This window comes from Streptomyces viridochromogenes (genome assembly GCF_001270495.1).
Lineage (GTDB): Bacteria > Actinomycetota > Actinomycetes > Streptomycetales > Streptomycetaceae > Streptomyces > Streptomyces viridochromogenes_A.
In genome coordinates this window covers 1-368 of sequence record NZ_LGUR01000120.1, presented here as the reverse complement: position 1 = coordinate 368, position 368 = coordinate 1, and the positions used below count along the sequence as shown (strand labels likewise).

1 protein-coding gene is annotated in these 368 nt (G+C 69.8%); it reads left to right on the top strand.

The window, feature by feature from the left end; genetic code table 11:
- On the top strand, nt 1-368 hold a 368-nt coding region (locus tag ADK36_RS14725; RefSeq protein ID WP_159391150.1), incomplete at both ends, for an ABC transporter permease subunit.

The following is a 368-nucleotide window of genomic DNA, read 5'->3' as shown; positions in this document are numbered from 1 at the left end:
GCTGCTCATCAACAGCGTGGTCCGGCCCCGGGTGCGGGCCGTGGCGCAGGCGATCATGTATCTGCCGCACTTCTTCTCGTGGGTCCTCGTGGTCACCGTGTTCCAGCAGATGCTCGGCGGAGCGGGCATCATCGCCCAGACCCTCGAGGACCACGGCTGGAGCGGCTTCGACCTGATGACCGACGCGAGCCTCTTCAAATACCTGGTCACCGCGCAGGCCGTGTGGAAGGACGCCGGCTGGGGGATCATCGTGTTCCTCGCGGCGCTGGCCGCGGTCAGCACCGACCTGTACGAGGCCGCCGCCATGGACGGCGCCGGGCGCTGGCGCCGCATGTGGCACGTCACGCTGCCCGCGCTGCGCCCGGTGA